This is a genomic window from Nonomuraea sp. H19 (assembly GCF_052068215.1).
Classification (GTDB): Bacteria; Actinomycetota; Actinomycetes; order Streptosporangiales; family Streptosporangiaceae; genus Nonomuraea.
Genome location: NZ_JBQHCV010000001.1, coordinates 552,222 through 574,245, shown reverse-complemented (window position 1 = coordinate 574,245; position 22,024 = coordinate 552,222). Strand labels below are relative to the sequence as shown.

Sequence of the window (22,024 nt, the reverse complement as noted above, 5' to 3'; positions counted from 1 at the left end):
CCCGCGCCCTGCACCGACCCCTTCAGGAGCCGGGGAGCTCCTCGCCGGCCGCCTCCACCGTCTCCCTCGCCCACCGGTAGTCGGCCTTGCCCGCAGGCGAGCGCACCATCTCGGCGACGAACGCGTACGAACGCGGCACTTTGTATCCCGACAGCAGCTTCCTGCAGTGCTCGTCCAGCTCCGCGACCGTGAGCTCGACGCCAGGGCGCGGTTCGATCACGGCGGCCACCCTGCTCCCCCACCGCTTGTCCGGCACCCCGGTCACCACCGCGTCGAACACCGACGGATGCCCCTTCAGCACCGCTTCGACCTCCTCGGGGAACACCTTCTCCCCGCCGGTGTTGATGCACTGCGACCCCCGGCCGAACACGTTCACGGTCCCGTCGCTGTCGACCGTGGCGAGGTCACCGGTGAGCAGCCACCGGTTGCCCTCCTCGTCGGTGACGAACGTGCGGTCCGTCTTGTCCGGGTCGTTGTAGTAGCCGAACGCCACCCGCCCCGACCTGGCCACCGTCCCGAGCTGCCCGGACCCGGGCTCGACGGGCCGGCCCTTCTCGTCGAGCACGGCCAGCTTCACCACGGAGTTCGGCTGATAGCGCAGGCCCTTCTCCGGCGACGACCCGGCCACGCCCGACGCGGTGTAGCCGGACTCGGTGGAGCCGAAGTTGTCCAGAATCCCGACGTTCGGGAGCAGCTCCTGGAGGCGGTCGCGTACGGCGCCGGACAGGATGGCGCCGGTCGAGCTGATCACGATCAGCGACGAGACGTCGTAGGAGCCCTCCGCCAGTGCCTCGGCCATGGGCCTGGCCATGGCGTCGCCGGTGATGTTCATGGTGTTCACGCGTTCGCGCTCGACCGTCCGCCACACCTCGGCGCCGTCGAACTTGCGGTTGTACGCGACGGTCCCGCCCATCCACCAGGCGATGAACGTGCTCATCTGCGCTGCGCCGTGCATCAGCGGCGCGACGGGCATCATCACCATGGGACCCGAGCCGGCCGCCGCGTCGATCACCTCCTGCGGCGTGGCCCGCGGCTCGCCGTACGGGTTGCCGCCGCCGAAGCCCATGAACAGGTCCTCGACGTGCCACATCGCGCCCTTGGGCATGCCGGTGGTGCCGCCGGTGTAGATGATGTACACGTCCTGCCCGGAGCGCGGTGGGAAGCCCCGCTCGGGCTTGCCCCGCTCCAGCGCCGTTTCGTACGGCACCGCGGAGCCGATCGCCGACTGCCCGCCGACCGAGATCAGGTGCTCCAGCAACGGCGCCTCACCGGCGACGGCGGCGACCCGCGCGTCGAACTCGACGTCGTAGATCAGCGCCCGGATGTCCGAGTCCCGGTACAGGTAGAGCAGCTCGGACTCGACGTACCGGTAGTTGACGTTGATCGGCACGGCGCGGATCTTCAGCGCGGCCAGGATCCCGGCGACGTAGGGGATGCCGTTGTAGAGCTGGATCCCGACGTGCTGGCCCGGCTGGATGCCGAGGTCCATCAGGTAGTGGGCCAGCCGGTTGGCCTCGGCCTCCATCTCGGCGTAGGTGCGCCGGTCGTCGCCGCAGATGGCGACCGTCCTGTCCCCGATCGCGTCCGCGAGGCCCTCGAACAGGTCCGCGTGGTTGAACTCCATCAGACTTTCTCCCGTCCGACGATCCACATCGCGAAGAACTGGGCTCCCCCGCCATAGGCGTGGCCGAGCGCCGTACGGGCGCCGTCCACCTGGTGCTCGCCCGCCATCCCGCGCACCTGCAGCGCGGCCTCGGCGAACCTGATCAATCCCGAGGCGCCGATCGGGTTGCTCGACAGCACCCCGCCCGAGGCGTTCCACGGGATGTCACCGTCGAGCGCCGTGGCGCCCGACTCGGTGAGCTTCCATCCCTCCCCTTCCGCCGCGAACCCCAGGTTCTCCAGCCACATCGGCTCGTACCAGGAGAACGGCACGTACGTCTCGGCCACGTCGATCTGCCGCCGCGGGTCGGCGATGCCGGCCTGGCGGTAGACGTCGGCCGCGCAGTCCTTGCCCGCCTGCGGGCTGACCGTGTCGCGGCCGGCGCGGAAGATCGGCTCGGAGCGCATGGCGGTGCCGTGCACCCAGGCCGGGACGCCGGTGACCGCGGACTCCGACGACAGGACCAGCGCGCAGGCGCCGTCGCTGGACGGGCAGGTCTCCAGGTAGCGGATGGGCTCCCACAGCATCGGCGTGGACTCGACCATCTTCTGGTCGATGCCGGGGATCTTCAGGTGCGCGTAGGGGTTCTTGAGCGCGTTGAGCCGGTCCTTGACGGCCACCAGCGTGCCGATGTGGTCAGGGGCGCCGGACCTGCGCATGTACTCGCGGATGTGCGGCGCGAAGTAGCCGCCCGCCCCGACCACGAGCGAGGAGCTGAACGGCAGGTGCGTCGACAGCGCCCAGGTGGCGTTGGACTCCGACTGCTTCTCGAACGCCACGACCAGCACCCGTTCGTGCACGCCGCCCTGGATGAGGCTGGCGCCGACCAGCGCCGTCGACCCGCCGACACTGCCCGCGGTGTGCACCCGCATCATCGGCTTGCCCGCCGCGCCCAGCGCGTCCGCCAGGTACGACTCGGGCATCATCACGCCCTCGAACAGATCCGGCGCCTTGCCGATGACGACGGCGTCGATATCCTTGAACGTCAGCCCGGCGTCCTCCAGCGCCCGCAGCGCCGCCTCGCGCACCAGCCCGGCGATCGACACGTCCCTGCGCCTGGTCGTGTAGTGCGTCTGCCCGACGCCGATGACCGCACACCTGTTCATGGGTCGCTCACCACTCCTCATTCGCTCCGCGGAGTGCCTGTCGTGCCGAAGGCGCGCCATCAGCGCGGGTCGGCCCTCCACTCCGCTCACTGCGTCGGGTTCGCTCCCGGTCACCCATATCAGCCCTCCAGTACGCTGACGAGGTTGTGCTGCAGGCAGGGCCCGCCGGCGGCGTGCGCGACGGTACGGCTCGCGGCGCCGTCCAGGATGCGTTGCGCGGCCTCGCCGATGCGGATGAGACCGGTGGCCATGACGGGGTTGGCGGCCAGCGGGCCGCCCGACGGGTTGATCACCGTGTCGCCGGTCAGCTCCAGCGCCTCCCGCAGGATGATCTCCTCGTGCGGGAACTGGGTGTGCAGCTCGGCCACCTCGACGGGACCCTTGCCGACCCCCGCGGCTCGTGCGGCATCGGCAGCGGAGGCCGACCGGGCGAGGTCCCGCATGCCCAGGTAGTGAGGCTCTATGCGATGCGCGATGCCCTTGATGTAGGCGGGATTCGAGCAGAGCCGCGTGGCCAGGTCGCCCGTCGCGAGCACGATCGCCGCCGCGCCGTCGGTGATGGGCGGCACGTCCGTCAGCTTCAGCGGCTCTACGGCGAAGTCCTCGCCTTCCGGGTCGGGCAGGTCGAGCGCATAGGGGTTGCTCCGGCCGTCCGCGCGGCTGCGCCGGACGATCTCGTCGAGCTCCTTCCGGTCCGCGTCGACGGCACTGGCCTGGAGCGCGGCGTAGGAGAGCTGGTCGAGGCCGAGCGGCGCCAGGTAGTACGGGTCGAGCTGGAGCGTCATGATCGTGCGCAGGTCGCCGAGCGACGACTTGCCGAAGCCGTAGACCAGGGCCGAGTCGATGTCGCCGTGCTGCAGGCGGACCCAGGCCTCGTACAGCGCCCAGGCGCCGTCCATCTCCACGTGGCTCTCCGAGATGGGCGGCCAGGCGGCCAGCGCGTCGAGCGCCGACACGAACGAGAACGGGGCGCCCGCCAGGTAGTCGCAGCTGCCCGAGCAGGTGAAGCCGAACCGCTTGAGCCCGGTGCGCTCCTTGACCTCGTTGATCGCCGGCAGGATCAGCTCCGGCTCGGTGAGCCCGGTGTCGTGGGTGGTGTGCCGCGTCTGGGCGAACGCGACGATCGCGACCTCTCTCATGACAGCTCCACGTCGGGCTCGCCGGTGGGGGCGAACCAGCGGATGTTCGCCATGGACGCCGTGCGCTCGTTCTCGGGGACCCAGACGGCCTTGACCCGCATGCCCTGGCGCACCTCGCGTACGGGCACGTCCCCGATCAGGGCGATCATGGGGATGTCGGTGTTGTCGAGCAGGATGTACGCCGACACGAACGGCACCTCGGGGGCACGCGGATCGGGCAGGTTGTTGAGGCCGAACGTGGTGATCGTGCCGGTGTCGGGGAGTTCGAGCGTTTCCGGGATGACGTTTCCGCATTCGGGGCAGGCCGCGCGGTAGGGCACGTACACCTTGTCGCACTGGTCGCAGCGGCCGCCGAGGAAGACACCGCGCTGGATGCCCTCCAGGAAGACCCGCAGCGCGCCGCCGGCCTGGAGGCGGTACTCGGATCGCACGCCGGACACGATCTTCGTGACCTCGGGCGCGAAATGCGAGATGTCGGTGATGTGGCCGGTGGGGTGGTCGCGCCAGACCGGCCAGACGCGCGTGCCCGCTTTGAGCGCCTTGGGGTGCTCGGCGTCCACCGCGTGCACCAGCGTCGTGTCGGCGCCGTCGAGCTTGATCAGCGCCCAGGCGAAGGGCCGGTCGAGGGGGTGGTTTTCCAGCGGCTCCTGCACCCAGGCCCAGGCGGTGACCGTGCCGGCCGGGCCGACCTCGACGTACTCGCCGGTGACCGGCTCGCCGGTGGCGGGGTCGTACTCGAGGGGCGGCACGAGCACCCGTCCCTCCTGCGTCCGGACCCCGACGATGCGGCGGCCGCGCAGCTCGGTCAGGAACCGGCCGACCACCGGGCCGGTCGTCCGCGTGTAACCGCCGGGGAACTCCAGGACGTGCTGGGCGACGAGCGGATCAGATGGCACGGTCGTGTCCCTCCCAGTACGGGGCGCGGAGCTTGCGTTTGAGCAGCTTGCCGTTGGGCTCGCGGGGCATCTCTTCGATGAAGTCGAAGCTCTTGGGCCACTTCATCCTGGAGAGCCGGCCCTCCAGCGAGGCGAGCAGCTCCGCGGCCAGCTCCGGGCCCGGCGGGACGCCCGGCGCGGGCTCGACCACGGCCTTGATCTGCTCGCCCCACTCCTCGTCCGGGACGCCGAAGACGGCCACGTCCGCCACCTTCGGGTGGACCATGAGCTCGTTCTCGATCTCGGCCGGGTAGATGTTCGCGCCGCCGGAGATGATCATGTCGGCCTTGCGGTCGCAGAGGTAGAGGAAGCCGTCCTCGTCCAGGTAGCCGACGTCGCCCACGGTGAAGTAGTCCTTGAGCCGGTTCGCCGCGGTCTTGTCCGGGTCGCCCTTGTACTCGAACGAGGCGCCCATCATCTTCATGTAGATCGTGCCGGGGGTGCCGGTCGGCACGGGCTCGCCCTGCTCGTCCACGATGAGCAGCTCACTGATCGGCCAGGCGGTGCCGACCGTGCCCGGGTGCGACTTCCAGCCCTCCGGCGTGGCCAGGGTGCCGCCGCCCTCGGTGGCCGCGTAGTACTCGTAGACACAGTCGCCCCACCACTCGAACATCGCCCATTTCACCGGGATCGGGCAGGGCGCTGCGGCGTGGATCATCCATTTGAGGGAGGACAGGTCGTATTTGCGGCGCGTCTCCTCCGGCAGCGTGAGGAGCCGTTTGAAGTGCGTGGGGACCAGGTGGGAGCTGGTGACGCGGTGGCGCTCGCAGAGCCGGAGCAGCTCCTCGGCGTCCCACCGGTCCATGTAGACGAGCGTATGGCCCATGTGCAGGGCCGTGCCGCCGAATTGGGTGACGGCGGTGTGGTAGCACGGGGAGGTGATCAGATGGGCGTTGGGCAGGCCCGGCGTGATGCCGAACAGTCCGAGCAGGAACGTCATCAGCTCGGCGGAATCGTCCGGATCCAGGCCGTTCAGCGGGCGCCTGACACCTTTGGGCTTGCCGGTGGTGCCCGAGGTGTAGTGCATGGTCGCGCCGGCGGTGCGATCGGCGGGCGCGGTGTCCGGCTGCCCGGCGGTGAGCTCGTCCGCCGCGCGGAACCCGTCGGCTTCACCTCCGAGGAGGAAGCGGCGCTCGGGCACGATGGCGTGGGCCGCGCGGGCGCCCTCGGCCGCGAACCGGGGGTGGACGAAGAACGCCTTGGCCTCGCTGTCGGAGACGATGTAGGCGATCTCGGGGCCGGTGAGATGCCAGTTGATCGGCGTGTAGTACCAGCCGGCCTGCAGCGCGGCCAGGTAGAGCGCCAGTCCGTCGGCCCCGTTGGGGACCAGGGCGCAGATGCCGTCGCCGGGCCGGAGTCCGAGCTCACGCAGGCCGTGGACGAGGCGGTTCGAGCGGGCCAGGAGATCGCCTGCGCGGTGCTCCGTACCATCCGGATCCACGGCCGCGATCCACTCGGGATCCGCCTGCGCCAGCCTCCAGAAACCGAGCGTGCCCATCTGATCTCCTCAGTGCTTATGGCCTCAGTCCGTGAGGCGGCTCGGCCGCCCTACGCCGCCGCCTTCCCCCGCTCTGGTCGCTCCGCTCCCGCCACTCCTCCAGGCGACAGCACTCCCGCCCTGCTCATTGCCTCACTCCGTTCGGCGGCTCGGTCGCCCTAGGCCGTCGCGGCGGAGCGAAATAGGAACTTGTTCTCGTTTGCTGGTGGGAGCGTATCCCGGCGGCGAAGTCCTGAGCAAGCGCTTGGGTGCACGTCCTGAGGCACGTAGGATCATGGCCTATCAAGCGCTTGGCTCAGACACGTCGGAGGCATCCGTGGAGCTCCTGCCGATCAGCACACCCCACTGCCGGGTCGAACGCGACGGGCACATCCTCATCGTCACCATGAACCGGCCGGGGGCCCGCAACGCGCTCTCCTCGGACATGCTGATCGGCCTGGCCTCGGCGTGGGCGTACGCGTCGGCGGAGCGCGAGATCCGGGTGGCGATCCTGACCGGCGCCGAGGGCACGTTCTGCTCCGGCGCGGACCTCAAGGCCATGGGCCAGCCGTCCACCGACCCGGAGGTCCAGGCCAGAGCCGCCCAGATCCCCAACTTCCACTGGAAGGGCCTGCTCCGCGAGGACCTGCCCACCAAACCGGTCATCTGCGCGGTGGAGGGGTACGCGGTGGCCGGGGGGACGGAGCTGCTGGTGGGCACGGACCTGCGGGTGGTGGCGGAGTCGGCCACGCTGGGCCTGTTCGAGGCGAAGCGGGCGCTGTTCCCCATGGGCGGCAGCGCCGTCCGGCTGCCCCGGCAGATCCCGTACTGCCACGCGATGGACCTGCTGCTGACGGGGCGCGCGATCACGGCGGCCGAGGCCCTGTCGATGGGGCTGGTCAACCGGGTGGTCCCGGACGGTCAGGCGCTGGCCGTGGCCCGGGAGCTGGCCGAGGACGTGGCGGCCTCGGGGCCGCTCGCGGTCCAGGCGATCCTCCGCACGTACCGGGACACGCTGGGGCTTTCCGAGCCGGAGGCCCTCAAGGTGTCCGACGATCTCGGGTGGCCGGTCATCGGCTCGGAGGACGCCAAGGAGGGCACCCGCGCCTTCCGCGAGAAGCGCCCTCCGGCGTACCACGCCCACTGATCTCGATGCCGGGGGGCTCGTCACGGGCGCGAGCCCCCCGCGCGTCAGTCCTGGGTGATGCGCGACAGCCGATCCAGCGCCTCGCCGTACTCCTCCACCAGCCCGAACACCACGTCCTTCGTGGACCGGATCTGGTTGGTGATGCCGATGATCTGGCCGGCGGGGAACGTCGCCAGCTCCGACGCGTCCGAGCGGCCGATCCGGCGCAGGGCGTCCGACACCAGCATGAACTGCAGCGGCATCGGGAGCGTCCCCGGGGACTCCGCCGACTCCCACGCGTCCGTCCACTCGTTCTTGAGCAGCCGCGCCGGCTTGCCGGTCCAGCTGCGCGAGCGGACGGTGTCCCGGGACGTGGCCTCCAGGATGCGGCGCTTGGCCATCTCCGGGGTGTCGGCCTCCTCGACGGTGAGCCACAGGGAGCCGGTCCACACCCCCTCCGCGCCCAGCGCCATCCCCGCCGCCATCTGGCGCCCGTTGCCGATGCCGCCGGCCGCCAGCACGGGCACGTCCACGGCGTCGACCACCTGCGGGATCAGGACCATGGTGGAGATCTCACCGGTGTGGCCGCCGGCCTCGGTGCCCTGGGCGACCACCACGTCCACGCCCACCTCCACCTGCTTGAGCGCGTGGCGGGGCGTGGAGGCGAGGGCCGCGACCTTCACCCCATGGGAGTGCGCGAGCTCCACGACGTCGGCCGGGGGCGGGCCGAGCGCGTTGGCCAGGAGGGCGATGGGGTGGCGCAGGGCGACCTCGACCTGGGGGCGGGCGGTGGCGTCTGTCCAGCCGAGCAAGACCTTGCCGGCGTCCGCGTCGGAGGACAGCGGCGGCACCCCGTGATTGGCCAGGAGGCCCTCGACGAACGCCCGGTGCCCCTCGGGGATCATCGTCTGGAGGCGGCCCACCAATTCCTCGGGCGCGAAGTCGGCGCCCTCATAGGAGGCGGGCATGACGACGTCCACGCCGTACGGCTTGCCGTCGACGTGTTCGTCGATCCACTTGAGCTCCATCTCGAGCTCTTCGGGCGTGAAGTAGAGCGCTCCCAGCACCCCCATGCCGCCCGCGCGGCTGACGGCCGCGACGACGTCCCTGCAGTGGCTGAACGCGAAGATCGGGAGCTCGATTCCGAACATGTCCGTGACACGTGTCCGCATGAGCCGACGATAAGCCCCAAAAGCAGCAAACTGCAACGCGTTCTACTCTAGAACCTTTGCTCGGCCTCCCGGCACCCTGTGGAACAGGTTCTATCAAGAGGGCCGGCGACGGGCCACGAAGACCGCGACGCCGAACACGAGCAGCCCCAGAGCCAGCAGCGCGACCGGGATCGTCACCTTGAGCAGCGTGATCTGGTTCTTGGCGGTGGTGGCCTTGCGGACCAGCTCGGCGACCGTGTCCGGGGTGAATGTGACGTTGGCGACCAAGGCCTTGCTCCGCTCGACGCCATCCTGGGTCTTCAGCGTCTCGTTGCGGCTGACTTCCTGCTTGATCGGGGCGCCGGTCGTGGGCTCCACATAGTGCGTGTCGACGCCCTCGTACCACCGGTCGAGCTGGACGTCACCCTCATCCTCGAGGCCGAAGAGCGCGCCGGGGACGGTGATGGTGCCGACCTTGGTCGGCGGCACCTTCTGCTGGAACTTGTAGACGGGCAGCCCGTTGACCGTGTCCTCACCGACGAAGGTGGCGTCGAAGGCGCGCTTGGCCGTCTGGTTGTAGAACTTGTAGGTCTTCTTCTCCACCCCGATCGGATAGAGGTAGACCTGCCCCTCGAGCTGCACCGGCTGCTTGTTGACGCTGACGTCGCAGCAGTTGACGCCCACGCCGGTGCGCCGGTCGAAGGCGCTGCGCCGCTCGGAGATGCTGATCTGCTCCTTGCCGTTGGTGACGTCGTCCACCACGGTGAACTCGTCCCACACCACGTGCGAGTCGGTGGCCTGCGCCACGTCGCCACGGGTGGTTATGAGCATGCTGAGGTCGGCCGTCACCACCTTGCCGTCGGCGACGGAGAAGTATTGGGCACCGGTGGCCTGGAGCTTGGTCACGGCGTACTGGTTGGCCGGAGCGGCGAGGATCCTGCCTGCCACCCAGAACCGGACCAGGCCGGCCGACACTACCAGGAACACGGCTACGGCGACGAGGACGAGAACAGGTGTGCGTCGCATTCAGAGACCTCCTGGTGGTCGAGGGACATGGGCCTGTCACCTGAACAACATTCGTCCCCCGAGCGGCGGGCCACAGCTGTGACACACGCCACATGATCGCTACTGGAAAGTAGCATCTGCCGCCATGACATCGCAGCCACTTCCCAATAACGATTGGAACAGGTTCTACCTACTCCCGGGTCAGAGAGGGATGTTCCGGTGCGCACCGCGACCTGGCCGGCCCTCCGCCAGGGCGCGCCGGACCGCGCCGCGGGTCTTCTCCGGCTCGACGATCTCGTCCACCACGCCCAACTCGATCGCGCGGCACAGCCCGCCGGTCCGCTCGGCGTGCTCGGCCGCCAGCCTGTCCTCCAGCGCCGGGCGCTCGTGCTCGGGCACCGCCGCCAGCTCGCGGCGCCTGAGCACCCGCACCGCCGCCGCCGCGCCCATCACCCCGATCTCCGCGCCCGGCCAGGCCAGCACCCGGGTCGCGCCGAGCGCGCGGGAATTCATCGCGATGTACGCGCCGCCGTACGCCTTGCGGGTGACCACGGTGACGCGCGGCACCGAGCACTCGGCGAAGGCGTGCAGCAGCTTGGCCCCGCGCCGGACCACGCCCTCGTGCTCCTGCTTGGCTCCCGGCAGGTAGCCGGGCACATCCACCAGCACGACCAGCGGCACGCCGAAGGCGTCGCACATGCGCACGAACCGCGCGGCCTTCTCGGCCGACAGCGCATCCAGGCAGCCGCCCAGGCGCAGCGGATTGTTGGCCACCACGCCCACCGTCTGACCCGCGATCCTGCCCAGCGTGGTGACGATGTTCGGCGCCCACCGGGGCTGCAACTCCACGCCCGGCTCGTCCAGCAGGCGCGCGACCAGCGGCCGGACATCGTAGGCGCGCCGCGGCGAGGCGGGCAGCAGACCGGACAGGTCCGCCTCCTCGACGTCCTGCCGGATCAGACCCTGGTGCCCGAAGAGCGAGGCCAGGCGGCGCGCCTCCTGGTAGGCGGCGGCCTCCGTGCCCGCCACCACATGGGCCACGCCGCTGCGGGTGCTGTGCGGCTCCGGCCCGCCGAGCGCCTCCATGTCCAGCCGCTCCCCGGTCACGCTCTCGACCACGTCGGGGCCGGTGACGAAGAGCCGTCCGGACGCGGCCATCACCACCACGTCGGTCAGCGCCGGGCCGTACGCCGCCCCGCCGGCCGCGGGCCCGACCACCACGGAGAGCTGCGGCACGACCCCCGAGGCGCGGGTCATCGCGGCGAAGACCTGGCCCACCCCGTGCAGCGACTCGACCCCCTCGGCCAGCTGGGCGCCGCCCGAGTGCCACACGCCGACGATCGGCAGCCGCTCCCGCAGCGCCACGTCGTAGCCGCGAACGAGCTGCTCGCAGCCTTCACGGCTCAGCGCCCCGCCCTGGATCCTGGCGTCGCTGCAGAACGCCACGACCGGGACGCCGTCGGCACGTCCCCAGGCCAGCCGGACACCTCCGGAGCCGGATCCCAGCAGGCGCATCGAGCCGGGATCGAGCAGCCCGGCCAGGCGCCCCACCGGGTCCCGGAAATCGGCCGGCGAGCCGAAGCTCGCCGGGTCGTTGGAAGTCATCACTTTCTCACCCCGTGCGTAGTACCGAACGCCGGAACAGGTAGAGCGAAACGCTCGTGATCGCGATCCCCATGGCCAGCAGCACGGCGACCGGCGTGATGACGCCGTCGAGACCCCGTTGCGGCAGCGCCAGCAGCGCGTCCATGGCCCAGGCGTGCGGGAAGGCGTGCCCGGCCGTCCGCAGCGCCGACGGGACGATGAGCAGCGGCCACATGCAGCCGCCGAGCATGCCCAGCACGATGCCGATCGGCGGCCCCAGCGCGGCGGCCTGGATCCCGGTCCTGGCCAGGCCGCCCACCAGCATCGCGACCCCGGTCGAGACCAGGCAGAAGGCCGCCACCACCAGCAGCACGCCGGCGGGCGGCCCCCACTCCACACCGAACAGCAGCGCGGTCACCACCACCACGAGCAGCGCCTGGAGCAGGGCGATCACATAGCGGCTGAGCACCTCGCCGGCCAGGAGCAGCCCCGGCCGGACCGGCGCGGCCAGGCTTCGGCGGCTGATGCCCAGCCGCCTCGTCTCCACCAGCGCGCCCGCGACCGCCACCGAGTTGATGAAGGTGAACAGCACGAGGTTGGCCGGAGCGGTGTAGGCGAACCCCAGCCGCAGCGTCTCGGCGCCGGGCACCACCCGCACGTCGGAGAAGATCGGATCGGTCTCGGCCACCACGGCGTCCACCTGCGCCGGCGCGGCGTCGAGCTGCTCGGCCATCCGCTCGGCGCCGGCCAGCGCGCCGTGCCGGCCGAGCACGGCGTGCACGTTGTTGCGTACCACCGCCGCCTCGCCGCTGCCGTCCACCAGGTAGAACGGCAGCCGCATGGCACGGTCGTCGGCCCCTTCGGGCACCACCAGACCGGCCACCAGCGAGCCCTGCCCGATCTGGCGGCGCAGCTCGGCCACGTCGGGAACGCGGACCACGGCAAGCTCGGGATGCTCAGCGAAGCGGGCGACCAGCTGACTGGACCCGGCGCCGGCGCCCTCGACGACCAGGCCCAGCCGCAGCCGCTGCGCATCGCCGGCGTGCCCGCCCAGCGCCAGGCCGACGACGGCGATGATGATGAACGGCAGGATCACGATGAAGAAGAGCCCGATGCGGTCACGGCCCTGCCGCCGCAGGTTGGCCGCAACCAACGCGGACAGGACATGCACGGCTGTCAGACGGCTCACGTGAGCCCCTTCCTGAATCGGACCGCGACGACCGCCGCGAAGACGACCGCGATGACCGCCAGGGCCAGGAGCGGGCCGCCGAGGTCGGTGAGCCCGCCGCCCCCGGTGAGGATGGAGAACCCGCGCGTGGCCCACCCGTTGGGGGTCAGCAGCGAGACCCACTGCATGTACTCCGGCATCCGGTAAAGACTGATCAGGTTCCCGCCGAGGATGGCGCAGGTGAAGGCGACGACGAGCAGCGAGCCCTCCGCCTCGCCGCCGGTGCGCGGCCCGGAGACCAGCGCCATCGTGATCCCGGTGGCGGCCAGCGCGAACGTCGTGAACAGGACCACGACCCCCAGCGGGTCGCCCCAGTCGGCGCCGAACAGCAGCACCGACGAGCCCCAGGTGACCTGCATGCCGAGCAGCGCGAACAGGAAGCCCACCAGTCCTTTGGCGGCCACCACCGCCAGCGCGGGGACGGGCGCCGCCCGCGTCCTGGCCAGCGTGCCCAGCCGCCGCTCGGTCAGCAGGCTGCGCGCGGCCACGGCCACCGCGAAGAAGCCGAAGAGCAGCGCCATGCCCGGCCCGTAGTATGCCGCCGCGACGGCCGACCCGCCCGGCATGACCTGCTCGTCCAGCGTCAGCCCGGCCTGCTCGGAGTGGGCGCGTTCGGCCATGGACCGCGCCTTGTCCGCCGGGACGCCGGTGATCACGGCTACTTTGGCGGCCAGCGTACGGGCGTACACCTCGGCAGAGACCCGCTCCACCACGCCCTTGGCCGCGATGCCGCCGCGCGCCCCCTCGGCAGGGGTGAGGATCGTCAGCGATTGCCCGCCCGACCGCTGCACGTTGCGGGCGAAGTCGTGTGGGAAGATCACCGCCGCTTCGACGTCACCGTCCCTCAGCGCCTGCTCGGCCGCCTCCTCGGTGGGCAGCCTGCGCAGCTCGACCGAAGCCGCGAGCTCGGGCGAGCGGGCGACCTCGTCGATGATCGAGGTGGACAGCTCGCCGCCGTCCAGGTCCACCACGCCGAGGACGCCGCCGAGAACCGGGTCGGCACGCCCCAGCGCGAAGCTGAACAGCGAAGCCAGCAGGACCGGTGCCACCAGGACGACCAGCAGCGCCGTCCAGTCGCGCAGCCGGGCGGTCAGCTCCCGGCCGCTCATGACGAGGATGGTTCGCATCGCACAGTCCGATCAGTCGCGCAACGAGGTGCCGGTCAGGTGCAGGAAGACTTCCTCCAGGCTGGGCCTGACCACTTCGGTCCTGACCACGGCGGCCACGCCGTCCAGCGCCTGCAGCACGTCGGGCAGGCGATCGGCGCCCTCCTCCCAGGTCACCAGGAGCCGCGAGCGGTGCTCGGCCACGGTGACGGCGACCCCGGGCAGCGCGGCGACCGCCGCGGCGGCGACCCGTACGTCCCCCTCGACCTCCACCTCGGCGCGACCGCCCGGCGCGAGGGCGGCCATCAGCTCCGCCGGTGTCCCCTCGGCGATGATCCGGCCCTGGTCGATGATGCCGACCCGGTCGCAGACCCGCTCGACCTCCTCCATGTAGTGGGAGGTGTAGAGCACGGTCATGCCCCCGGCGACCAGCCGCTCGACGCTCTCCAGGATGGCGTTGCGGCTCTGCGGGTCCACTCCGACCGTCGGCTCGTCCAGCAGCAGCACCTTCGGCTCGTGCACCAGGCCGGCGGCGATGTTGATGCGGCGCTGCATGCCACCCGAGTACGTGTCCAGCCGCTGGTCTGCCCGGTCGGCCAGGCCGACCACGTCCAGCACCTCGGCCACCCGCTCGCGCAGCCGCTGCCCGCGCAGGCCGAACAAGCTGCCGAAGTAACGCAGGTTCTCCCGTCCGGTCAGGTCGGGGTAGAGCGCCACCTCCTGCGGCACGTAGCCGATGAGCCGCTTGGCACGCAGCGGGCGGCGCGCCATCTCATGGCCGTGCACCCGCACCGTGCCGCTGTCCGGGGCCAGGACGCCGACGACCATCCCGATGGTGGTGGACTTGCCCGAGCCGTTCGGGCCCAGCAGGCCGTACGCCTCCCCTTCGGCCACCGCGAACTTCACTCCGTCCACCGCGAGCAGGCTGCCGTACCTCTTCACCAGCCCCTCGCACTCCAGCGCCGCTGTCAGCACATACCCTCCTCGACGAGCACCGCCATGGCCAAGATGTGATCCCCGCTGCGGCCCCACAAGGCCGCGCCGTGCAGCCCGCGCGCCGGCACGGCGCAGCCCGTCAGGCGGAGCCCCCCGGCGCCGGTGGCCGCGCCGAACGCCCGGCCGGCCTCCTCCAGCAGCTCCCGCGCAGTGCGGCAGGCCGCGCCTCCGGCGCTCAGGTCATGCCAGTCGAACGGGTACGCCCTGCCTCCGACGGCCTTGATGAGGCACTCCTTGACCGCCAGGCAGGCGCCCACTCCGCCGGGCCGGCTCCCCCACTCGGCCAGCTCGGCCGCCGAGCAGATCCTGGCGGAGTAGGCGTCCCCCCAGCGGGACATGGCCTGCTCGACCCGCTCCGGCTGGAGGGCGTCCACACCCATGAGCACGTTCACGACGTGGCCGGCCCGTACGCCGGGTCGAACTCGGCGGCGAAGTCGCGCATGATCTCGGTGTAGCGCGCCGCGCGCTCGACCATGGGCACGTGACCGCAGTCCTCCATCACCACCATGCGGTGGTTGGGGTTGGCCGCGACGACCTCGATCCACGGCTCGACCGGAGTGGTGCGGTCGTGGGCGCCCCAGACGTTGAGGACCGGGCAGTGCACGCCCCGCAGGGCGGCCCGTATGTCATAGCGCCGCATCGCCTTGATGCCCCGGCTGACGCCCAGGATGCCCTCCCGGCACTCGAAGATCTTCTTGGTCTGCTGGAAGCGCTCCTCGGTCAGCGCTGCGCGGCCGCCGTGGAAGAGGGAGGAGACCAGGCGCTCGCCGTAGTCCGCCGAGAACATCGTCCTGGCTTGGGGGTGGTCGGGTTTGATGCCCAGGTTCGGGTCGGCCGACAGGCCGGGGGTGCCCGTCACCACCAGCCCCCAGACCCGCTCCGGCGCGGCGACCGCCATGTCGATCGCGACGGCCGCCCCCATCGAGGCCCCGCAGACGATCATGTCGGAGATCCCCGCGCCCGCGCACGCCTCCTCCAGGGCCGCCCGCACCTTGGGGATGGTGCCCGAGACCTCCGGCCGCATGGCGATCGCCTCGACGACGCGGGCGACCGGCCGGCCGTCCTCGGCGAAGGCGCGGAACTGGTCGTCCCACATCCAGTCCCCGGCGAACATGCCCGACATCAGGACGATGGTGGGGCCGGCGCCGGTGCCGGGCAAGTGCTCCAGGGTGAAGCCGTTCATTGTCGCTCCTTCGTTCACAGAAATGGGCGTCCGCGTGGGGTCCAGTCGCACTCGCAGGCCTGCTCAAGGCCGGAGCCGGTGCGGTCCTCGCTCAGCACGCCGCAGACCGGGCAGCGGACGGCCTCCATGATCCGCACCGGGCTCCACACGCTGACCGTCCCGGCCGTGCAGAGCCCTGAGCGGTAGAAGCGCCGCACAGCCCGCTGGTGCGGCTTCATGTTGACGGCGCGGACGGATTCGGGGCGGTCGAAGGCGCTCATCGTGTAGATGTGGCCGCCGACGATCGTGGTGGTGGCGCCCAGGAACCCGCGGGCGTTGCGCAGGCTCGCGCCCACCGCCAGGCTGAGCATGCTGACCTGCTCCTCCTGCTGCTCGTCGGCGACGTCCAGGCGGGTCAGGACCAGCACGCCCGCCCGCTGCGCCCCGGTGCCCGCCAGGCGCGAGCCGAGGCCGTACTGCCAGCCGTGCATCGCCGGGGGCGACACCACGACCTGTATGCCGAGCCGGTCGAGCAGCGACATGCGGTCGAAGGCGCGCAGCACCCGCACTCGGCCGTCTTCGCAGCGGACCACGTCGGTGCCGCTGATCGTGGCGGTCGCGCCGCTGGGCCTGGCGCCGAGGTAGCGGCCCAGATGCTGGACGTGCAGCGTCCAGGAGAGCACGGCCTGGTCCGGCCCCGCCACCTGCGCGTCGACGCCGAACTTCAGGCCGGGGAACGCCTCGAACAGCACGGCGGCGTGCGCCCGCAACTCCTGCCCGGACACGGGCCCGTCGGTGCCTGGGGCGTCGAACAGGTCGGCGGTGGCCTCGACCCGTGCGGGGTCGTTGCCGTTCCACGCCTCCATGTGCAGCATGGCAGCTGCGTACGCGTCCAACACTCACCCTCCGTCCGTAGTCCAGGTCACCAGGGCCACCGCCACGGCGACACGCGAGGTGTGGCTCACCGACACCTGAATCCTGGCCGCCCCCGCGCCGGCCGCCCGCTCGGCGTAGTCCTGGCCGAGCCTGACCTCCGGCGGGTGGCCGTGCGGACAGGCGTGCCCGCGGGGGCAGTCCGGCGGGACCGCGGGCAGGATCTCCACGCCGGTGAGTGCGGCGGGCGGGGTGTCGTAGCCGAGAGCCCTGGTGACCGCGTGCTTGGCCGCGAGCCTGCCGGCCCACGAGGCGAGCGTGGACCGCGTCCGCGAGCGCAGCCGCTCGTCCCGGGTGAAGACCGCCTCCAGCGGGGCCGGCCGAACGAGCTCGGCGGGGTCGGCCACCCCGCCGAAATCGACCCGCGAGCACGACCACCGGCCCGCCACCGCCGTGACCGGTGACCCGGCTCCGGCCACGGAGCTCGTCCCGGTCACGGCACCCCCGCTTCCAGCGCGCTGCCCGCGCTCGGAGCGGTGGGACCGGCCGCTGGCGGCGCGGCGCCGCCGGCCCGCAGGCGGGTGGCGTTTCTCGGCCAGGAAGGGTCGGACATGCTCAGGCAGCGCAGCCCGGCGGACCTGGCCAGGCCGGTGAGCGCCTTGCTGTCGCCCACCTCCACGCAGTCCCGCACGCCCATGCGCGCCGCGGCGCTCAGCACGCCCGCCCACAGGACGCGGCCGGTGAGCTGAGCGGTCAGCCCGCGCCTGATCTCCTCCGGGTCGATGGCCGGCATGCCGGTGACGTTGAGCAGGACCGGGCAGCGCGGCGGGAGCAGCCTCTCGCCCGCCACCCGCTCGGCCCACTCCCCGGCCACCTCGGACATGAGCGGGCTGTGGAAGGCATGACTCACGCTGAGCGGAGTGATCTTCCGAGCCCCCCGCGCCCTGGCGAGCGTGCCGAAGCGGTCCACGGCGTCCGGCGGGCCGGACACCACGACGTGGTCGGGCCCGTTCTCGATGGCCACCACCAGCGAGCCGCCGGGGTCGGCGAACCCGGCGAGGTCGCCGGCCTCCGCCGGGGTCAGGCCCAGCACGGCCGACATCACACCGGCCCGCCGGACCCGCGCCATCAGGCGCCCGCGGGCCTCCACCAGCCGCAGCGTGGCGGCGAAGTCCAGCACCCCCGCCGCGTGCAGCGCGCTCAGCTCGCCCACGCTGTGCCCGGCGACCACGTCCGGCTCCAGGCCGGCGGCCCTGAGCGCGGCCAACGCCGCCAGGTTGCACGCTGTCACCGCGGGCTGCGCGTTCTCGGTGCTGATCAGCGCCGCCTGCGGCCCCTGCGCACACAGGGTGGCCAGATCGCGGCCGAGCACCGCCCCGGCCTCGGCCAGCGCCGCTGCGGCGGCCGGATGGCGGCGGAACGCCTGGCCCATGCCCACGCGCAGCGTGCCCTGACCGGGGAAGAAGCATGCGAGCATCGGTCCTCCTTCAGGAGCGGCGGCGGCGGACGGCGGGTGGCGCGCTCTCGTGGCTGTCGAGGAAGTCCAGCAGCAGGTCACCGAGCGGGCCGGGTGCGTCGAGCGGTATCCAGTGGCTCGCGCCGTCGATCCGCTCGTACCGCCACGGTCCCTGGACGAAGCGGGCCGAGCCCGTCATCGCCTCCTCAGTGATCAGCCGGTCTCCCGACGACCAGACGCCGAGGGTGGGGGCGTGCACGGGCAGCGTGACCCGGGCCGGGGTCAGCTCCAGAGCGGGCGCCAGGTTGGCCCGGTACCAGTTGAGCCCCGCTGTCAGCGCCCCCGGCCGGGCCAGATCGGCCAGGTAACGCTCGGCGTCGCCCTCCCCGGCCACGAGCTGCCGCATCAGCCGCCAGTCGTCCGCCCGCAGCAGTTCCTCGGCCACGCCCGGGAACTGGAACAGCAGCACGTACCAGGACCTGGCCCGTTGCTCAACGGACGGAGACACACCGGTTGCCGGATGCCCGACCGACAGCGCGACCAGGTGGTCCACTCTGGCGGGCATCATCGAGGCGTACATCCAGGCCACCGCGGCGCCCCAGTCGTGGCCGACCACGTGCGCCCGTCCGCCGGCGAACAGGTCGGCGATCCTGGCCACGTCGCTGACCGCCATCGGCAGCCGGTACGCGGACACCTCCTCCGGCCTGGCCGAGTCGCCGAACCCGCGCAGGTCCGGCGCGATGACCTGATAGCCCGCCGCCACCAGCCGCGGGATCTGGTGCCGCCACAGCGCCGCCGAGTCAGGGAAGCCGTGCAGCAGGATCACCGGCCGCCCCTCGCCCGCGACGGTCACCGCGAGGTCGAGGCCGTTGACCCTGACCACTTTCACGCTGTGGCTCATGGCGCCTCCTCGGCCCCCCAACGGTTCCAGAACGTGCGTTCGCTGGCCGGGACGCGGGGTGCGGGCCGAAAGTCGGTGCCGACGGTGTAGGCGACCGGCAGCACGCAGATCGGGGTGACGACCTCGGGGATGCCCAGCAGTTCGGCGAACGGGCCGGGGAACATCAGGTTCATGCAGGTGATGGTGCTGCCCAGGCCCCGGCTGCGGAGCGCGAGCTGGAAGGACCAGATGGCCGGGTAAATGGAGCCGTAGAAGTTGCTGGCCAGCATCGCGCCCATGCGCGCCTGCGAGCGGAGGTCGCCGAACCGGTAGCCGCGCCCGATCCAGTCGGCGTCGATCCTGCCGATGTCCGGGGCCCTGCCCATCATGCACGGCACGACCAGCACCGGGACCTTGGCGATGAGCTCGACCAGGGAGGCGGCGGAGTCCTGCACCCGTCGGCTCTCCGGCCCCTGCCGCCGCCTGCGGGAGCGGGCCCCCGTCTGGAACCGGTCCAGCGACCACCCGTAGCGGAACTGCTCGGAGACGCCCAGCCGCACCTTCTCGTCGGTGATCACGAGCCACCGCCAGTGCTGGAGGTTCTGCGCGGTGGGCGCCTGGACTGCCAGCTCCAGCGCCTCACGCACCACCTCCGGAGGCACCGGCCGCTCGACGTCCAGTCGCCTGCGTACCGAGCGGGTGGTCGCCAGCAGCCGGTCGACTTCCTTCAGGTCGAACGGGGGCGCCTGCTCCGTCCCCGTCATGCCGGCCCTCCGAGCAGGACCGCGCCCCGGACGGAGCCGATCGCGCCGGTCAGCGCCACGGCCGCGGTCACGTCCGGCGTCAGGCCGGAGCGGGTCACGTAGCGGGACCGTTCGCCGATCTCGGGCTCGGCCAGCCCGTTCACGGGCGGGACGATCCCCTCGCGCACGGCCAGGGCGGCCACCGCGATGTTCATCACGCCGGAGGCGGCCTGGCAGTCGCCGGTCAACGCCGCCGGGGCTGTCACCATCGCGCCCGGCAGGCAGGCGGCGAGCGCCTCGGCCTCCGCCGCGTCCTGGGGCCTGCCGTCGGCGATCCCGACGGCCAGGTCAGGCTCCCGGCTGCCGCGCCCGACCGCGGTGGCCAGGCTCCGCTCCACCGCCGCCGCCTCCCCATCGGCCCCGCACCTGACGTGCGCGGTGCTCAGCACCCGCGCGTACGGCACGCCGCCGCGGGCCTCGCAGTGCTCGGCCGACTCCACCACCATCGCGACGGCAGCCGTACCCGGCACCACCCCGTCCCGTCCGCGGTCGTAGGGCCGGGCCGCGCCTGTCGCCGACAGGACGCCGGCCGCGGCCAGCGACCGGTACAGCGGCTCGTTGAAGCCGTCGGCGGCCAGCACCACGACCACCTCGGCCTTGCCCGCCGAGATCAGCTCCAGCGCGCAGTCCAGGGCCAGCGAGGCCGACGCGCCGCCGTGGCAGATGGTGGTCGTCTCGCCGCGCAGGCCCAGCGCCTGGCAGACGGCCCCGCCGGTGGCGTTCAGCACCACGCTGGAGAAGTCCAGGACGGAGGTGTGTCTCGGGTCCATCGCCACGCTGCGGTCGAAGCCATGCAGGGCCTCGGTGGAGCCGCCGGCCGTGGCGAAGATCAGGCCGACCTCGTCCAGGTCGGACCTGCGCAGCGCCAACCCGGCGTCCTCCCAGGCCAGCCGGGTCGCCGCGGTGGAGAGCCGGGACAGGTTGTTCATGTGCCGCCACACGTTCCTGGGGGCGTAGGTCCGCCCGTCGAGCGAGGGCGCCTGCGCGCCCAGGCCGGTGGGGTGCCAGGAGGTGTCGAAGGCGGTGACGGGCCCGATTCCGGACCGGCCCTCGGCCAGGGCGGCACGCCACTGCGGCACGCCCACGCCCAGCGCGGACACCGGCCCGAGCCCGGTGATCACGGCCGGCCGCGGCGGCCGGACCGCGCGCCCGCCGCCGCGCGGCTTGCGCAGGACCACCGAGACGTTGTTGCCGCCGAAGGCGTAGTTGTTGGAGACCACGACGTCGATCCGGGTGGCGCGCGGCCTGTTCGGCACGAAGTCCAGGTCGGCGGCGTCGATGTCGGCCTGGTCGAACCCGGCGGTGGGCGGCACCGTGTCCTCGCTCAGCGCGAGCACGCTGGCCAGTGCCTCGATCGCGCCGGACGCACCGAGCGTGTGCCCGATGAACGACTTGACGCTGCTCATCGGCACCCTGGGGGCCCGCTCGGCGAAGACGGTGCGCATCACCTTGCGCTCCATCGCGTCGTTGGCCGGGGTGCCGGTGCCGTGGCCGCAGACGTAGTCGACGTCAGCGGCCCCCAGCCCGGCCTCGCCCAGCGCGCGCCGCACGGCGCTGGCGCCGCCACGGCCCGTGGGGTCGGGGGCCGTCGGGTGGTGGGCGTCGGCCGACAGTCCGTAGCCGGCCACCTCGGCGAGAATCACCGCGCCCCTGCGCAGCGCGTGCTCCTCCGACTCCAGCAGCAGGAACGCCGCCCCCTCGCCGAGGCTGAGCCCGTCAGACTTGCTGTAGGGACGGGTCGGGCCGGGGCTGAGCGCCTGCAGCCCGTTGAAGCCCGCCGTCACGTCGAAGAGCAGCGGGTCCAGACCGCCCGCCAGCATGACGTCCGCCTCGCCCGCCAGGATCTTGTCTCTGGCCAGGCCCACCGCGTTGCCGCCGGCCGCGCAGGCGGTGCTGACCAGGACCCTGGGACCGAACGCCCCGGCCCGCTCGGCGATGACGTCCAGTGAGGCGTGCATGGGCCGGTAGTTCCATCCGCCCCGCGCGTTGCGGGTCTTACGTGCCGCCACGCACCTGCCCAGGACCACCCCGAAGCGGTCGCCGTCGGTTCCGCCCGGGTCCAGCGCGCCGTGGGCGATCGCCTGCCGTGCGGCCACCAGCCCCATCTGCGAGTCCCTGTCGAGCTCCAGATCGGTGACGGGCAACTGCTCGAGCAGCCATTCGTCGGGGATCTGGCCAGCGTAGGCGGAGTCGAAGACCGCGTACGCCGGGTCCAGGATAGGAGTGATCGTGCTCTGCCCCGACATGAGCTGCGCCCAGAACTCTTTGGTATTCCTGCCGCCCGAGCAGACGATCCCGAGACCGGTCACGACAACGGAATGAAACTCCACCGGT

The 22,024-nt window shown here is 72.0% G+C and carries 20 protein-coding genes; 1 reads left to right on the top strand and 19 read right to left on the bottom strand.

The genetic code is table 11. From position 1 onward, the window contains the following. Window positions 1–22 precede the first annotated feature (22 nt). The 5 genes from ACTMTI_RS02615 to ACTMTI_RS02595 form a co-directional block, all read right to left on the bottom strand. Window positions 23–1,624: an acyl-CoA synthetase gene (locus tag ACTMTI_RS02615; RefSeq protein ID WP_441117948.1), complete on the bottom strand. Its 1,602-nt coding sequence runs from the start codon at window positions 1,622–1,624 to the stop codon at window positions 23–25. Then, window positions 1,624–2,769: a thiolase domain-containing protein gene (locus tag ACTMTI_RS02610; protein WP_441117947.1), complete on the bottom strand. Its 1,146-nt coding sequence runs from the start codon at window positions 2,767–2,769 to the stop codon at window positions 1,624–1,626. The genes ACTMTI_RS02615 and ACTMTI_RS02610 overlap by 1 nt, the downstream gene beginning before the upstream one ends. Window positions 2,770–2,888: 119 nt before the next feature. Further along, window positions 2,889–3,908, bottom strand: coding sequence for a thiolase domain-containing protein (locus ACTMTI_RS02605; protein ID WP_441117946.1), 1,020 nt, complete (start codon window positions 3,906–3,908; stop codon window positions 2,889–2,891). Then, window positions 3,905–4,804, bottom strand: a complete 900-nt coding sequence (locus tag ACTMTI_RS02600) for a Zn-ribbon domain-containing OB-fold protein (protein WP_441117945.1) — start codon at window positions 4,802–4,804, stop codon at window positions 3,905–3,907. Before ACTMTI_RS02600 ends, ACTMTI_RS02605 begins: the two co-directional genes overlap by 4 nt. After that, window positions 4,794–6,341, bottom strand: coding sequence for an acyl-CoA synthetase (locus ACTMTI_RS02595; protein ID WP_441117944.1), 1,548 nt, complete (start codon window positions 6,339–6,341; stop codon window positions 4,794–4,796). The genes ACTMTI_RS02600 and ACTMTI_RS02595 overlap by 11 nt, the downstream gene beginning before the upstream one ends. Window positions 6,342–6,657: 316 nt before the next feature. On the opposite strand from ACTMTI_RS02595, the gene ACTMTI_RS02590 reads away from it, so the two are divergent. Then, entirely contained in the window at window positions 6,658–7,467 is an 810-nt protein-coding gene (locus ACTMTI_RS02590; protein ID WP_441117943.1) for a crotonase/enoyl-CoA hydratase family protein, read from the top strand. Between the two features lie 44 nt (window positions 7,468–7,511). Here the strand turns inward: ACTMTI_RS02590 and ACTMTI_RS02585 are convergent, their stop codons facing one another. The 14 genes from ACTMTI_RS02585 to ACTMTI_RS02520 form a co-directional block, all read right to left on the bottom strand. Beyond that, window positions 7,512–8,618, bottom strand: a complete 1,107-nt coding sequence (locus ACTMTI_RS02585) for an NAD(P)H-dependent flavin oxidoreductase (RefSeq protein WP_441117942.1) — start codon at window positions 8,616–8,618, stop codon at window positions 7,512–7,514. A gap of 93 nt (window positions 8,619–8,711) precedes the next feature. Beyond that, window positions 8,712–9,623 carry a DUF3068 domain-containing protein gene (locus ACTMTI_RS02580; RefSeq protein ID WP_441117941.1) on the bottom strand — a complete coding sequence of 304 codons (912 nt, stop codon included), beginning with the start codon at window positions 9,621–9,623 and terminating at the stop codon, window positions 8,712–8,714. 180 nt (window positions 9,624–9,803) lie between these two features. Further along, window positions 9,804–11,207: an acyl-CoA carboxylase subunit beta gene (locus ACTMTI_RS02575; protein WP_441117940.1), complete on the bottom strand. Its 1,404-nt coding sequence runs from the start codon at window positions 11,205–11,207 to the stop codon at window positions 9,804–9,806. A 7-nt stretch (window positions 11,208–11,214) separates the two neighbouring features. After that, entirely contained in the window at window positions 11,215–12,375 is a 1,161-nt protein-coding gene (locus tag ACTMTI_RS02570) for an ABC transporter permease (RefSeq protein ID WP_441117939.1), read from the bottom strand. After that, window positions 12,372–13,541, bottom strand: a complete 1,170-nt coding sequence (locus ACTMTI_RS02565; protein ID WP_441117938.1) for an ABC transporter permease — start codon at window positions 13,539–13,541, stop codon at window positions 12,372–12,374. Before ACTMTI_RS02565 ends, ACTMTI_RS02570 begins: the two co-directional genes overlap by 4 nt. A 12-nt stretch (window positions 13,542–13,553) precedes the next feature. Beyond that, complete coding sequence (locus ACTMTI_RS02560) at window positions 13,554–14,495, bottom strand: ATP-binding cassette domain-containing protein (protein WP_441117937.1); 942 nt, start codon at window positions 14,493–14,495, stop codon at window positions 13,554–13,556. Beyond that, window positions 14,489–14,908, bottom strand: a complete 420-nt coding sequence (locus tag ACTMTI_RS02555; RefSeq protein WP_441117936.1) for a hypothetical protein — start codon at window positions 14,906–14,908, stop codon at window positions 14,489–14,491. Before ACTMTI_RS02555 ends, ACTMTI_RS02560 begins: the two co-directional genes overlap by 7 nt. Next, the gene (locus ACTMTI_RS02550) at window positions 14,905–15,699 is read right to left on the bottom strand and encodes an alpha/beta fold hydrolase (protein ID WP_441117935.1); all 795 of its coding nucleotides are present in this window, start codon (window positions 15,697–15,699) and stop codon (window positions 14,905–14,907) included. The genes ACTMTI_RS02555 and ACTMTI_RS02550 overlap by 4 nt, the downstream gene beginning before the upstream one ends. 14 nt (window positions 15,700–15,713) lie before the next feature. After that, window positions 15,714–16,577: an ester cyclase gene (locus tag ACTMTI_RS02545; RefSeq protein ID WP_441117934.1), complete on the bottom strand. Its 864-nt coding sequence runs from the start codon at window positions 16,575–16,577 to the stop codon at window positions 15,714–15,716. Beyond that, complete coding sequence (locus ACTMTI_RS02540; protein WP_441117933.1) at window positions 16,578–17,048, bottom strand: phosphopantetheinyl transferase; 471 nt, start codon at window positions 17,046–17,048, stop codon at window positions 16,578–16,580. It abuts the gene before it with no gap. Further along, window positions 17,045–18,028, bottom strand: coding sequence for an ACP S-malonyltransferase (locus ACTMTI_RS02535; RefSeq protein WP_441117932.1), 984 nt, complete (start codon window positions 18,026–18,028; stop codon window positions 17,045–17,047). The genes ACTMTI_RS02540 and ACTMTI_RS02535 overlap by 4 nt, the downstream gene beginning before the upstream one ends. 10 nt (window positions 18,029–18,038) lie before the next feature. Beyond that, window positions 18,039–18,908, bottom strand: coding sequence for an alpha/beta fold hydrolase (locus tag ACTMTI_RS02530; protein ID WP_441117931.1), 870 nt, complete (start codon window positions 18,906–18,908; stop codon window positions 18,039–18,041). Beyond that, entirely contained in the window at window positions 18,905–19,651 is a 747-nt protein-coding gene (locus ACTMTI_RS02525) for a nitroreductase family protein (RefSeq protein WP_441117930.1), read from the bottom strand. The genes ACTMTI_RS02530 and ACTMTI_RS02525 overlap by 4 nt, the downstream gene beginning before the upstream one ends. Continuing rightward, window positions 19,648–22,020 (bottom strand): beta-ketoacyl synthase N-terminal-like domain-containing protein, encoded by a 2,373-nt coding sequence (locus ACTMTI_RS02520; RefSeq protein ID WP_441117929.1) that lies wholly within the window; start codon window positions 22,018–22,020, stop codon window positions 19,648–19,650. The genes ACTMTI_RS02525 and ACTMTI_RS02520 overlap by 4 nt, the downstream gene beginning before the upstream one ends. Between the last annotated feature and the right edge of the window lie 4 nt (window positions 22,021–22,024).